Origin of the sequence: Kutzneria chonburiensis, from assembly GCF_028622115.1 — a bacterium.
GTDB classification, from domain to species: Bacteria; Actinomycetota; Actinomycetes; order Mycobacteriales; family Pseudonocardiaceae; genus Kutzneria; species Kutzneria chonburiensis.
The window spans coordinates 4,392,384-4,405,288 of the sequence record NZ_CP097263.1; the positions used below are offsets into that span (position 1 = coordinate 4,392,384).

General features: G+C 70.7%; 11 protein-coding genes. 7 read left to right on the plus strand and 4 right to left on the minus strand.

Annotated elements, in window-relative coordinates:
• Positions 1 to 13 precede the first annotated feature (13 nt).
• The 3 genes from M3Q35_RS19520 to M3Q35_RS19530 form a co-directional block, all read right to left on the minus strand.
• Positions 14 to 817 (minus strand): DUF4142 domain-containing protein, encoded by an 804-nt coding sequence (locus tag M3Q35_RS19520; RefSeq protein ID WP_273943326.1) that lies wholly within the window; start codon positions 815 to 817, stop codon positions 14 to 16.
• Positions 818 to 901: 84 nt separating this feature from the next.
• Positions 902 to 2,233 carry a 4-aminobutyrate--2-oxoglutarate transaminase gene (gene gabT, locus M3Q35_RS19525; RefSeq protein WP_273943327.1) on the minus strand — a complete coding sequence of 444 codons (1,332 nt, stop codon included), beginning with the start codon at positions 2,231 to 2,233 and terminating at the stop codon, positions 902 to 904.
• 13 nt (positions 2,234 to 2,246) lie between these two features.
• Positions 2,247 to 3,554 (minus strand): amino acid permease, encoded by a 1,308-nt coding sequence (locus M3Q35_RS19530; protein ID WP_273944400.1) that lies wholly within the window; start codon positions 3,552 to 3,554, stop codon positions 2,247 to 2,249.
• Between the two features lie 189 nt (positions 3,555 to 3,743).
• Between M3Q35_RS19530 and M3Q35_RS19535 the strand changes: the two genes are divergently transcribed.
• From M3Q35_RS19535 to M3Q35_RS19550, 4 genes are all read left to right on the plus strand, one after another.
• Positions 3,744 to 5,177: a PucR family transcriptional regulator gene (locus M3Q35_RS19535; RefSeq protein WP_273943328.1), complete on the plus strand. Its 1,434-nt coding sequence runs from the start codon at positions 3,744 to 3,746 to the stop codon at positions 5,175 to 5,177.
• Positions 5,178 to 5,194: 17 nt separating this feature from the next.
• Positions 5,195 to 6,364, plus strand: a complete 1,170-nt coding sequence (locus tag M3Q35_RS19540) for a PucR family transcriptional regulator (RefSeq protein WP_273943329.1) — start codon at positions 5,195 to 5,197, stop codon at positions 6,362 to 6,364.
• 132 nt (positions 6,365 to 6,496) lie between these two features.
• Positions 6,497 to 8,767, plus strand: a complete 2,271-nt coding sequence (locus M3Q35_RS19545; protein WP_273943330.1) for a molybdopterin cofactor-binding domain-containing protein — start codon at positions 6,497 to 6,499, stop codon at positions 8,765 to 8,767.
• Between the two features lie 13 nt (positions 8,768 to 8,780).
• Positions 8,781 to 9,257: a (2Fe-2S)-binding protein gene (locus tag M3Q35_RS19550; RefSeq protein ID WP_273943331.1), complete on the plus strand. Its 477-nt coding sequence runs from the start codon at positions 8,781 to 8,783 to the stop codon at positions 9,255 to 9,257.
• A gap of 66 nt (positions 9,258 to 9,323) precedes the next feature.
• Here M3Q35_RS19550 and M3Q35_RS19555 read toward each other — a convergent pair whose 3' ends face one another.
• Positions 9,324 to 9,935, minus strand: a complete 612-nt coding sequence (locus M3Q35_RS19555) for a TetR/AcrR family transcriptional regulator (RefSeq protein WP_273943332.1) — start codon at positions 9,933 to 9,935, stop codon at positions 9,324 to 9,326.
• A 96-nt stretch (positions 9,936 to 10,031) separates the two neighbouring features.
• On the opposite strand from M3Q35_RS19555, the gene M3Q35_RS19560 reads away from it, so the two are divergent.
• The 3 genes from M3Q35_RS19560 to M3Q35_RS19570 are packed head-to-tail and all read left to right on the plus strand — an operon-like array spanning position 10,032 to position 12,861.
• Positions 10,032 to 11,072 (plus strand): aldo/keto reductase, encoded by a 1,041-nt coding sequence (locus M3Q35_RS19560; protein WP_273943333.1) that lies wholly within the window; start codon positions 10,032 to 10,034, stop codon positions 11,070 to 11,072.
• Between the two features lie 50 nt (positions 11,073 to 11,122).
• On the plus strand, positions 11,123 to 11,656 hold the full coding sequence (locus tag M3Q35_RS19565) for a PadR family transcriptional regulator (protein WP_273943334.1): 534 nt from the start codon (positions 11,123 to 11,125) through the stop codon (positions 11,654 to 11,656).
• Positions 11,653 to 12,861, plus strand: a complete 1,209-nt coding sequence (locus M3Q35_RS19570) for a cytochrome P450 (RefSeq protein ID WP_273943336.1) — start codon at positions 11,653 to 11,655, stop codon at positions 12,859 to 12,861. The genes M3Q35_RS19565 and M3Q35_RS19570 overlap by 4 nt, the downstream gene beginning before the upstream one ends.
• The last annotated feature ends 44 nt before the right edge of the window (positions 12,862 to 12,905 follow it).

Here is a 12,905-nt window from a genome sequence, read left to right on the forward strand (position 1 = left end):
AATCTAAGCGCTGTCACTCCGGGATCGCGGACCCGGCCCTCCGCTTGCCGCCGTTGTTGCGCCGCATGATCGGGATCAGGATCGCGCCGCCGGCCATCAGCGCCGCGATGACGAACACCCCGATGCTGCTGTTGTTGTTGGACGTGATCTGCGCCGCGGTGGTCACCGGGGTGATCGGCGGCGCGGTCGGCGAGGCCAGCGCGCTGTAGTTGACCAGGCCGGTCTGCTCCAGCACGGTGATGTGGTCGAGCACGGTGGTCATGCACTGGTTGGCGAAGTCGCGGATCAGCGAGTTCCGGGTGCCGGCCCGCACCTGCGACAGCAGCTGGTAGACCGAGCCGTGCTGGTCGCGCAGCGGCCCGACGAAGGCCCGGTCGAAGTCGATGCCCGGCTGGGCGTTCTGCATGTTGGTCAGGAAGCCCTGCTGCTCGGGCAGCGGCTTCGTCGGAATCGTCACCCCGAGCTGCTGGGCGATCTGCACGTTCATCTTGTTGAGCAGGGTGTGGCCCTGGATGAGGTGCTGCCCCGCGGTGCGGACCGAGGGGTTGTTGGTCATGGTCTGCGCCATCTCGCCGCTGGGCAGCTCCCACGAGCCGGCCAGCGCGACCTTCACCAGCATCAGCCGGTCGGCCGGGCCGACCGGGCCCCACTGGCTCTGCGTGACCTGGGTGCCGACGTCCAACGGGTTGTTCGGGTCCACCTGGCCGGGCGGCGTAGCCGCCTGCGACTGGCCGATGGCGCAGCCGGACAGCGGCAGCACGGCGCTGATCCCGATAACGACGAGGACGGCGGCCTTGCGCACCGCGCGAGAGATCACCGGTCCGACCACCTTTCCTGGATACGAATAGCTATCCGGCATTACGGGGTGGACCGGTGACCCGATCACTGCGGCGACTCGCCGTTACCTTATCGTGATCTGAATCGCTTCAGCGAGGACGTCAAGGCCGTCGTTCAGGACATCCGTCGGGATCACGAGCGGCGGCAGCAGGCGCAGCACGTTGCCGTACGTTCCGGCGGTCAGCACCACGACTCCCCTTGCGTGGCAAGCCTTCGCGATCCGCCCGGTCAGCTCGGCGTCCGGTTCGGACGTGCCCGGCTTGACCAGCTCGACGGCCAGCATCGCGCCCCGGCCCCGCACGTCGCCGATCGCCGGGATGCCGGCGGCCAGCTCGCGCAGCCGCGGCAGCGTGATCTCCTCGATGGCCTTGGCCCGCGCGTTCAGGTCCTCGTCCCGCATGATCCCGATCGACGCCAGCGCGGCGGCGCAGGCCACCGGGTTGCCACCGTAGGTGCCGCCGAGACCGCCGCCGTGCACGGCGTCCATAACCTCGGCCCGGCCGGTGACGGCGGCCAGCGGCAGGCCGCCGGCGATGCCCTTGGCCGTGGTGACGAGATCGGGCACCACGCCCTCGTGCTCGCTGGCGAACCACGCGCCGGTACGGCAGAAGCCGGTCTGGATCTCGTCGGCGACGAACAGGACGCCCTTGGCCCGGCACCAGTCCGCGACGGCCTTGAGGAAGCCCGGCGCCGGCACCACGAAGCCGCCCTCGCCCTGGATCGGCTCGATCAGCACGCAGGCCACGTTGTCCGCGCCGACCTGCTTCTCCAGCTGGTCCAACGCGCGGGCGGCGGCCTGCTCGCCGGTCAGGCCGGCCGGGTCGCGGAACGGGTAGGACATCGGCAGCCGGTACACCTCGGGCGCGAACGGCCCGAACCGGTGCTTGTACGGCATGTTCTTGGCGGTCAACGCCATCGTGAGGTTGGTGCGGCCGTGGTAGGCGTGGTCGAAGACCACGACCGCCTGCCGCCCGGTGGCGTGCCGGGCGATCTTGACGGCGTTCTCCACCGCCTCGGCCCCGGAGTTGAACAGGGCCGACCGCTTCTCGTGCGAGCCCGGCGTCAGCTCGGCCAGCTGCTCGCACACGTCCACGTAGGCGTCGTACGGCGTGACCATGAAGCAGGTGTGGGTGAACTTGGCGACCTGTTCCTGCACAGCCGCCACCACCGCCGGCGCGGCGTTGCCCACGCTGGTCACGGCGATGCCGGAACCCAGGTCCACCAACGTGTTGCCGTCCACGTCGTGCAGCAGCCCGGCACCGGCCGACTCGACGAACACCGGCAGCCCGCTGCTGACGCCGGCGGCCACGGTCCGCAACCGGCGCTGCTGGGCGGCCTGCGACTGGGGGCCCGGGATCTCGGTGACGAGGTGCCGGGCGAGAGTGGGGGTAGCCACTGGGATTCCCTTCCTATACGGACACGCGGGCGCGGTGCCGGACGAAGCTGACGACCAGCACCAGCGCGCCGACGAGCAGGCTGAGCAGCAGTTGCGAGCGGGCGTCGGCGTCGAAGGCCATGCCGGCGAGCAGCACGATCATCGCCACGATCGACACCCACGTCAGGTACGGGTAGCCCCACATGCGCAGGGTCAACCGCTCCGGGTCGTCCCGTTCCAGCTGACGCCGCATGCGCAGCTGGGACACGGCGATCACCAGCCACACGAACACCGCGATCGCGCCGGAGGAGTTGGTGAGGAACAGGAACACCTTGTCCGGCGAGACGTAGTTGAAGACCACGGTGATGAAACCGACCACAGTGGACACCAGAACGGCCGCCGTCGGCACGCCGGTCCTTCCGATGCGGCCGAGGAACTGCGGGGCGTCACGCCGGTTGGACAGCGAGAACATCATCCGGGAAGCGGTGTACAGACCGGAGTTGAGGCAGGACAGCACCGAGGTCAGCACGATCACGTCCATCACGACACCGGCCGCCGGCAGCCCGATCCGGTCCAGCACCGCGACGTACGGGCTCTTGGCCACGCCCGCGTCGTCCCACGGCAGCAGGGTCACCACGATGGCGATGGACCCCAGGTAGAACACGATGATCCGCCACACCACCGAGCGCACCGCCGACCGCACGGCGTGCCCCGGGTCCTCGGACTCGCCGGCGGCGACGGTGGCGATCTCCGCGCCGAAGAAGGAGAACACCACCACCAGCATGGCCGCGAACACCGGCGACGCGCCGTTGGGCAGGAAGCCGCCGTGCCCGGTCAGGTTGGACAGGCCGGGCGACGGGAAGCCCGGCAGCAGCCCCAGGATGGCCACGATGCCGACCAGCAGGAACACCGCGATGGCGGCGACCTTGATGGAGGCGAACCAGAACTCGAACTCGCCGTACGAGCGGACCGAGAACAGGTTGGTCACGGTGAGCAGGGCCATCAGGATCAGCGCGCACGTCCACTGCGGCACCTCGGGGAGCCAGCGGTGCACGATGGTCGCGCCGGCCGTCGCCTCGACGCCGAGCACGACGACCCAGAAGAACCAGTACAGCCAGCCGATGGTGAAGCCGGCCCACGGCCCGATGACGCGGTCGGCATAGGCCGAGAAGGAGCCGGTCTCCGGGTTGGCGGCCGACATCTCGCCGAGCATGCGCATCACCAGCACCACCAGCAGGCCGCACACCGCGTAGGCGAGCAGCGCGCCCGGACCGGCCTGTTTGATCGCGGCACCGCTGCCGACGAACAGGCCGGCGCCGATCACACCGGCGATGGCGATCATGGACAGGTGGCGGCGTTGCAGGGTGGACGCCAGCTTGCGCGGCGGTTGATCGAGGTCGGACGTGCTCACGGGCGGCTCCGGTTTCCTCAGGGCGGATGGTTCACGGTGGTCTGGCGGGACCGCCGCGGCCAAGTAGCCTGTTTGGACAAGTCAGTCCGAATTGTTCGCCGAACTGTCGAGGACCGCCGAGTGACGCCCACTCTCGCCGCGCTGGTCGACCGGCCCGAACTGGGCCTGGTCGTGCGCGCCGGGGCCGAGCACCTCAACCGGCCGGTGCAGTGGGTGCACACCAGCGAACTGGCCGATCCGACGGCGTTCCTCGAGGGCGGCGAACTGCTGCTGACCACGGGTTTGTGGGTGCGCTCCGGGGCCGCGGCCTACATCGGGCGGCTGCACGAGGCCGGGGTCGCCGGGCTGGGCTTCGGTACCGGGCTGACCCACGCATCGGTACCCGCCGCGGTGATCAAGGCGGCGGCCGCGGTCGGCCTGCCGGTGATCGAAGTGCCGCGGCCGGTGCCGTTCATCGCGATCAGCAAAGCCGTGGCCAAGGCCGTCGCGGCCGCCGAGTACGCCGCCGTGACCAGGGCGTATCAGGCGCAGCGGGCGCTCACTTCGGCGGCTGTAAGACCCAATGGCGTTACGGGTGTTACCCGGCAGCTGAGTCGTCGCCTCGACGCGTGGGCGGTCCTGCTCGATCCGCGCGGGCAGGTGCTGGCCGGCGACAGTGCGGTGCTCGACAAGCTCCGCGCCGAACTCCCCCGGTTCCATGCCGGGCCGGCCAGCCTCACCTACGAGTTGGACGGCGACGAGATCACCGTGCAGACCCTGGGGGCCGGCGAGCGGATCCGCGGCTTTCTCGCGGTCGGCCGGGCCACTCGACTGACGCCGGCCGACCAGCAGGTGCTGACCACCGCGGCCTCGCTGTTGACGGTCAGCTTCGAGCGGCCGCACGCCGTGGAGGCGGCCACCCGGAGGTTGCGCGGCGGGCTGCTGCGGCTGCTGCTGGCCGGGGAGACGGAGCTGGTGGCCGAGATCGCCGCCGATCTGTGGGGCGAGCTGCCGGCGGCCCCGGTGCGGGTGCTGCTGGCGGCGGGGCCGGCGCGGGCTCGGCAGGCGGCGGTCGACCGGGCCGAGGACAGCGACGCCTTCCATGCGCCGTACAGGGATTCGCTGCTGCTGATCGTCGCGGACGAGGTGGCGTTGCCCGGGCTGAACGTCGGCGTCTCCGATCCGGCCGAGTACGGCGGTCTCGATCGGGCATTGCGGCAGGCCGAGCGGGCGTTGGCCGCGGCGGTGCGGGCCGACGTGCCGGTCGTGCGGTTCGCCGAGCTGGCCGACGACGGCGTGCTCACGTTGGTGGATCCACAAGTCGCGGGCGTGTTCGCGGACCGGTTGCTCGCCCCGCTCGTTGAACACGATGCGACCGGCCGTGGCGAGCTGATCGCCTCGCTGCGGGCCTGGCTGGCGCACAACGGCCAGTGGGACCCGGCCGCGGCGGCGCTCGGCGTGCACCGGCACACGCTGCGGCACCGGCTCGCCAAGGTCGGGCAGCTGCTCGGCCGGGACCTGGACTCCGCCGACACACGCGCGGAGTTGTGGCTGGCTTTGCGCCTGCGGGCCTGAGGAACAGTAGGACTGAGATGGACGAGAGCGCGGCGCAAGCGCTGGCGGCGGGTGTGGCGGAGCGGGTGCCGGCGCTGGCCGACCAGCTGGTGCTGGTCATCGCCGAGCAGAACCCGGGCTACCGCCGGGTCGGCGTGGTCTCCGACGACGACCTGCGGCGGTCCTGCCACGACAACATGTCCAGCGTGCTCCGGCTGATCGGCCGGGACGAGGACGCCGAGGAGTTCTACGCCGCGGCCCGCTGCACCGGCCGTCGCCGGGCCGAGCAGCGCATGCCGCTGGACGACGTGCTGCGCTCGTTCCGGCTCGGCGGCCGGCTGCTGTGGCAGGCGCTGGTCGACCAGGCCCGGTCCGACGGCAGCGTGGATGCCGAGGGGCTGCTGGAGATCGCGACCTGGCTGTGGGAGGTCGTCGACTCCACGTCCGCGCACGTGGCCGCCGCCTATCACGCCGCCGAGCGGCAGCTGGTGCGCGTCGACGAGCAGCGGCGGGCGACGCTGTGGGAGGGCCTGCTTCGCGGACGCGCCAAGGATCTCGCCTTCGCCCATGAGGCCGCTCGCATCATCGGCGTGCCGGTCGACGGTCCGTACGCCGTCGTCGTCGCCGATGCCTCGACCGCCGTCGGCCAGGTGCTGGCCGAGCACGGCATCCACTCCGCGTGGCAGCTCCGGGCCCACACGCTCGTCGGCCTACTCTCCTTGGATTCACCCGAATTGGGCATTGTGCTGAAGGTGCTGCGCGATGCGCTGACCACGCCGGCCGGGGTGTCGCTGGTGGTGCACGGCTTGGCCGACGTGGACGTCGCCTACCGGCAGGCGACGCTGGCCCGTCGCTCCATCCAGCCCGGCCGGGTCGAGGTCGCCGCGCTGGCCGACCGGCTGCCCGAGGCCCTCGTGCTCAGCTCGCCCGAACTGGCCGAGGAGCTCATCCGGCTGCGGCTCGGGCCGCTGCTCAAGATCCCGGTCGGCGAGCGCCGGATCCTGTTGGACACCTTGGCCGCCTGGGTCGCCACCGCCGGCTCGGTCAGCCGCACCGCCGAGCTCGCGCACTGCCACCGCAACACGGTGATCAACCGCCTGGCCCGTATCGAGGCTGTCACCGGCAACGACCTGTCCGACGTGCCGCACCTGGAGCTCTCCCTGGCGCTCAAGGCCTCCTGGCTGCTGCCGCCGGGGCCGCTGGCCTGACCGCAGGTGCGGGCGCCAACCCGGGCAGCGAGCCGCGCCTGCGGCGCTTGTGCATCGTGCACAGTCTGACTACGCCAGAAGTAGGCACGTCGGTCATGGCGACCCCCTGTGATGGGTGACACACTCCGCGCCATGGCCGAAGACCTCCGTCGCCGTAGGTTCCTCGCGTATCTCCTTGCCGCACCGACGCTTGCCGTCGCGGTGCAGTGGATCGATCCGCAGCGGGCCGACGCCGCCGTCCCCACCCTGCCGCAGCCCGAGGAGATCTTCGACCTCGGCGATCTGCAGAACCTCGCCGCCGCGCCGACGGCCAATCTCGTGTCCGTGCAAGTGAATCGGGACGGCAGCGCCACCTTCGCCGTGCCACGGGCCGAGGTCGGCCAGGGCATCACCACCGCCGTGGCGATGATGGTGGCCGAGGAGATGGACCTGCCGCTGGACAAGGTCACCGTGACGCTGGCCGACGCCCGGCCGGAGCTGCTGATGAACCAGCTCACCGGCGGCTCCAACTCGGTCCGCAGCATCTACACCCCGGTCCGCACGGCCGCCGCGGTGGCCCGGCAGCGGCTGGTCGAGACCGCCGCGAAGCAGTGGGGCACAACGGCGTCCTCGCTGACCACACGGGACGGCGTGATCAGCGACGCCACCGGCCGGACCGCGACCTACGCCTCGCTGGCCGTGGCGGCGGCGAGTTCCAAGATCGAGGCCGCCACCGTGCAGCTGAAGTCCACTTCGGACTTCAAGGTGCTGGGCACGCCCCAGAACCGGATCGACGCACGCGACGCGGTCATGGGGCGCAAGACGTTCGGCATGGACATGCAGGTGCCCAACGCCAAGCCGACCATGGTCCGCCGGCCGCCGACGATCAACGGCACGGTCCGCTCGGTCAACAACAAGGCGGCGGTGCTGGCCATGCCCGGCGTCACCGACGTCGCCGCGGTGACCAACGGCGTCGCCGTGCGGGCCGACACGTTCGGCCAGTGCATCGACGGCCTGCGCGCGCTGGACGTGAGCTGGGGACCAGGCACAGTGGACGGTCACTCGGACGCGACTGTGTTGGCAGCGCTGAAGAAGGCCCAGCTGCCGATGCTGGTGCCGGGCCTGCTGACCGAGGTGCTGGACGCCGAGTTCACCTTCGCGTTCGCCAGCAACAGCCCGCTCGAGCCGGACAACGCCATCGCCGACGTGCGTTCGGACTCGGCCGAGATCTGGTCCAGTCTGAAGGTGCCGATCGTGGCCCAGGAGGACATCGCCGCCCAGCTGGGCCTGCCGGTCGGCGCGGTGAAGGTGCACGTGGCCCAGGGCGGCGGCTCGTTCGGCCGGCACCTGTTCCACAATGTGGCCGCCGAGGCCGCGGAGATCTCGCAGAAGATGGGCAAGCCGGTCAAGCTGATGTGGTCGCGCACCGACGACTTCCGGCAGGGCCGCACCCACCCGATGTGCACGTCCCGGGTGCGCATGACCTACACGCTCGGCAACGTGGTGAGCTACGAGCAGCGGCACACCAGCGTGCAGACCGAGTTCAGCCACGGCCTCGGCGAGATGCTGACCTCGTTCGCGGCCAAGCTGCCGATCGCCGGCAACCTCAGCTTCGCCGAGTCGATCTTCCTGCTGACCCAGTCCTCGCCGTACAACTTCGGCGTCACCACCCAGCTGCTCAACGAGATCCCGCTCAAGTTCAACACCGGCAGCATGCGCAACATCTACTCGCCCAACGTGGTCACCGCGCAGGAGCTGGTGGTCGACCAGCTGGGCAAGAAGATGGGCAAGGACCCGGTGGCGATCCGGCGGGCCTTCCTGAGGGACAACCGGCTGAAGGCCGTCTTCGAGAAGGCCGTCCAAGTTGGACAGTGGGGCAGGGCCTTGCCGCAGGGCGTGGCGCAGGGCATCGCCGTGCACTCCGAGTACCAGGCCGCGGTGTGCTGCCTGGTGGAGATCGACTGCCGGCCGGAGACGGTCAACCGACCGGTCACCGACGGCGTCACCGGGCCGCGGGTGACCAAGGCGCTGATCGTCGTGGATCCCGGCTTCGCGGTGAACCCGCGCGGGCTGGAGGCACAGATGATCGGCGGCATGAACGACGGCATCGCCATGGCGCTGACGTCCAGCCTGCACATCAAGGACGGCATCCCCCTGGAAGGCAGCTGGGACAACTACTTCTACACCCGGCAGTGGAACACGCCGCTGGACATGCAGGTGGTGATCGCGCCCAGCGGCGGCAACCCCAGCGGCGCCGGCGAGCTCGCGGTCGCGCCGTCGATGGCCGCCGTGGCCTGCGCCTACGCCCGGGCGGTCGGCCAGATGCCCACGTACTTCCCGATCAACCACGGCACGCTCGGCTTCGAGCCCTACCCCACCGAGCCGTCAACGCCGCCCTCGCCGACCAACGGCCTCGACTCCTGAGGAGACCCGCCGCATGTCCAGTCACACCTTCGTGCTCAACGGCGAGCGGGTCACCGTCGAGGTCGCCGACGACGTCCGGCTGCTGTGGGTGCTGCGCGACCTGCTCGGCGTCACCGGCCCCAAGTACGGCTGCGGGCTCAACGTCTGCAAGTCCTGCACCTCGCACATCAACGGCAAGGCGTTCAACCCGTGCTCGGTGCCGGTGTCGGCGATCAAGGCCGACGACGAGATCACCACCATCGAGGGCCTGCCGGCGACCGTCGGCGCGGAGCTGCATCCCATGCAGGAGGCCTGGCTCGAGCAGGACGTCGCCCAGTGCGGCTACTGCCAGCCGGGGCAGATCATGACCGCGGTCGCCCTGGTGCACAGGGTCAGGGCCGAGGGCCGGGCCATCACCGACGACGACCTGGACCAGATCCGCAACATCTGCCGCTGCGGCACGTACTCCCGCATCCGCACCGCCATCAAGTCCGGCGCGGCCAAGATGTAAGCCCTATTTTTTGTCACATGCGGTCCGGATGTGCCGAATAGAGGCAAGTATGACGCGCATGTGACGTCAGGGCCGGCGATAGGCGCCGTGCCACCAGATGAGCGCCAGCTCACGCGCGAAGGCCTCGTCCTGGTCGGGATCCCCGGCCAGGACGTGGTCGACGATGGCCTTCTCGCCGCCCATCACGATCACCCGCGTCGCGTTGACGACGTCGACACTCGACGGCGTCCGGCCGGCGGCCTGCTCCTGTTCGAGGACCTGGACCGTCCGCGCGCTGAACGGGGCGATCAGCCCGGACCAGAAGTCCCGCACGGTCGCGTCGTAGGCCGAGACCTCCGCGACCGCCAAGACCATGGTGATGTTGTCCCGGTAGATCGCCACCACCTGCTGGAAGGCCTCGGTGAGGCCGGCGACGCCGCTGTCCGGCTCCCACGCCGACGCGACGCCGAACGACGTCTCCACCATGTCGCCGGCCAGCCGCAGCAGCAGGGCCGTCTTGTCCTTGAAGTGGGCGTAGAAGGTCGAGCGGGCCACGCCGGCCTCGGCCGAGATGTGCTGCACGCCCAGCTCGGTGAACGTCGCGCCGCCGTCGAGCAGCCGCCGCGTCGCGGCCAGTATCTCCGCGTCGGCCGAGGCCCGGCGCTCGGGGTTCGGCGCGCGGCGGGTGATCGAAGGCATGGGCAGAACCTAGTGCACGTCCGCGCGGCCGGACACTACACAGTGTCCGGACACTGTGTAGTGTCGAACGGGACGTCACTCGAAAGGACCAGTCCCGTGAAATATCGCCAGCTCGGCCGCACCGGCGTGTGGGTCTCCGAGATCTCCCTCGGCACCATGACCTTCGGCGGCAAGGACCACCCGGTGTTCAGCAACATCGGCGCCCTCGGCCAGCCGGAGGTGGACCGGGTCGTCGGCACGGCACTGGACGCCGGCGTCAACTTCATCGACACCGCCGACGTCTACGCCGAAGGCGAGTCCGAGGAGCTGCTGGGCCGGGCCATCGGCAAGCGCCGGCGCGAGGTCGTGCTGGGCACCAAGCTGCTCGCCGCGGTCGGCCCCGGCCCCAACGACCAGGGCCTGACCCGGCTGCACATCATGCGCGCGCTGGAGGACAGCCTGCGCCGGCTCGGCACCGACTACGTGGACCTGTACCAGATCCACAACTTCGACCCGATCACGCCGCTGGAGGAGACGCTGGCCGCGCTGGACGACGCCGTGCGGCAGGGCAAGGTCCGCTACCTCGGCTGCTCCAACCTGGCCGCGTGGCAGGTCAGCAAGGCGCTGGGCATCTCGGCCCGTGACGGCCGGGCCCGGTTCGTGGCCAACCAGGTGCACTACTCGCTGGTCTCTCGTGACGTGGAGCGCGACCTGGCCCCGCAGTCGCTGGACGAGGGCGTCAGCCTGACCGTGTGGAGCCCGCTGGCCGGCGGCTTCCTGGCCGGCAAGGTCGACCGCGGCGGTGTGGCCACCGACCAGGAGAGCCGCCGGGCCAAGGTCGGCGGCGACTTCGTCCAGTTCGACGTGGAGCGCGGCGTGAAGATCGTCGAGGTGCTGCGGGCCGTGGCCGGGCGGCACGAGGTGAGCCCTGCTCGGGTCGCCATCGCCTGGCTGCTGGCCCAGCCGGCCGTCACCAGCGTCGTCGTCGGGGCCCGCCGCCTCGACCAGCTCACCGACACCATCGCCGCCAGCGACCTCACCCTGACCGACCAGGACCTCGCCGATCTGGACGAGGTCAGCCGGCCGCCGACGGCCTACCCGAACTGGATCCAGGAGGCGTTCAACCCGAGCCGCATCCCGGCGGCCAACCAGTCATGACCGGCCAACCCGCATAGGTCACCGTGACATAGGTCCTCCCCTAGGTTACGGTGACCTATGTGTGGGTGGAGATAGCACTGCTCTCGAACCTGGCCGGCCGCCCGGCCCACGGCTACGAGCTCCGGCACCGGGTCGAGCAGGGCCTGGGGATCTCGCTGTCCAACAACTCGCTGTATCCGACGCTGCGCCGCTTCACCGAAGCCGGCGCGGTCACCAGAACGCCGCAGGCCCAGCAGGGCCGACCGACCCGGCACGTCTACGAGATCACCGAGGTCGGCGTCGAGATGCTGCACGACATGTTGGCCGAGCTGCCCTCCGAGCTGGCCGCCGACCAGACCGAGTTCTCGGTCCGGCTGGCCCAGTTCGACCGGCTGACCATCGCCGAGCGCCTGGCCGTGCTGGACGCGCGGACCCGAGCCCTGCTCGACAAGTCCGCGCGGCTGGACGAGATGGCCGGGACGGTCGACGCCGACGGCTGGGCCCGGCTCGTGCTGGACGAGGGACTGCGCCGCTCACACGCCGAACTGCGCTGGCTCGAGACCCTGCGCGTCCGCGCCGCGTCACCACTGGGAGGACCGTCATGACCACCACCGAGGCACGTCCGCAGCTGCCCTTCGAGCGGCCGAACGTCATGGACATCGCGCCGCTCTACACCGTGCTCAACCGGCAGGACGCTCCCGTCCAGGTGACCACTCCGGCCGGCGACCCGGCCTGGATGATCACGCGGTTCGAGCAGGCCCGGCAGCTGCTCGGCGACACCCGTCTGGGCCGGTCCCACCCGGCGCCGGAGCAGGCCTCGCGGGTCTCCGACGCCGTCACCCTCGGCGGGCCGTCCGGCGAGCAGGACAAGGAGGCGGCCAACCACACCCGGATGCGCAAGCTGCTCGTGCCGGCCTTCTCCGCCGGCCGCATGCGCCGGCTGTCCGACCACGTCCAGACGCTGGTCGACGGCTACCTGGACGAGATGGCCGCCCAGCACGAGTTCGGCCCGGTCGACCTGCACGCGATCCTGTCCTTTCCGCTGCCCGTTCGGGTCCTCTGCGAGCTGCTGGGCGTGCCGGTCGAGGACCGCGAGTACTTCCACGACCTGTCCACCCGCTTCAGCCGGATGGATCTCGGCGTCGAGGCGGCGAGAGGCGCATGGGACGAGCTCACCGAGTACTTCCTGCGCCTGGTCAGGGCCAAGCTGGCCGACCCGCGGCCCGACGTGATCAGCGACCTGGCGCTGGCCCAGGCCGAGGACCCCACCTTCAGTGACGAGGAACTGGCCGCGGTCGGCGGCGGTGTGCTGTTCGCCGGGCACGAGACCACCATGACCCGTATCGACATGGGCGTGGTGTTCCTGACCGCCGACCTCGACCGCCGGGACCGCTTCGCCGCCGACCCCGACGGGCAGGTCCAGGCCACCGTCGAGGAGGTGCTGCGGATCACCGCCCCCGGCGCGCTCGGGCAGCTTCGCTATGCCCACGAGGACATCGAGGTCGACGGCGTCACCATCCGCCGCGGCGACTGCGTGCTGATCAACACCGGCGTGGCCAACCGCGACCCCGCCGTCTTCAGCGAGCCGGACACGTTCGACCCCGGCCGCAACCCCAACATCCACCTCGGTTTCGGCCACGGCATCCACTTCTGCGTCGGCGCCAGCCTGGCCCGCACCGAGCTGCGCATCGCACTGTCCACACTGTTCCGCCGGTTCCCCATGCTGCGCATGGCCATCGCGCCGGAGGACCTCCAGCCCCGTCCCGGCTCCGTGGCCGGCGGCCTGGTCTCCCTCCCCGTCACCTGGTGACGCTCCGGCGAGTCCCGCCCCGGCGGGACTCGCCGGGTACGGTC

Bases quoted from the DNA above. Each gene is read 5' to 3' on its own strand.
- M3Q35_RS19530 (WP_273944400.1), bottom strand. From the start codon at position 3,554: ATGATCGCCATCGCCGGTGTGATCGGCGCCGGCCTGTTCGTCGGCAGC.
- M3Q35_RS19540 (WP_273943329.1), top strand. From the start codon at position 5,195: ATGGACGAGAGCGCGGCGCAAGCGCTGGCGGCGGGTGTGGCGGAGCGG.
- M3Q35_RS19545 (WP_273943330.1), top strand. From the start codon at position 6,497: ATGGCCGAAGACCTCCGTCGCCGTAGGTTCCTCGCGTATCTCCTTGCC.
- M3Q35_RS19550 (WP_273943331.1), top strand. From the start codon at position 8,781: ATGTCCAGTCACACCTTCGTGCTCAACGGCGAGCGGGTCACCGTCGAG.
- M3Q35_RS19555 (WP_273943332.1), bottom strand. From the start codon at position 9,935: ATGCCTTCGATCACCCGCCGCGCGCCGAACCCCGAGCGCCGGGCCTCG.
- M3Q35_RS19570 (WP_273943336.1), top strand. From the start codon at position 11,653: ATGACCACCACCGAGGCACGTCCGCAGCTGCCCTTCGAGCGGCCGAAC.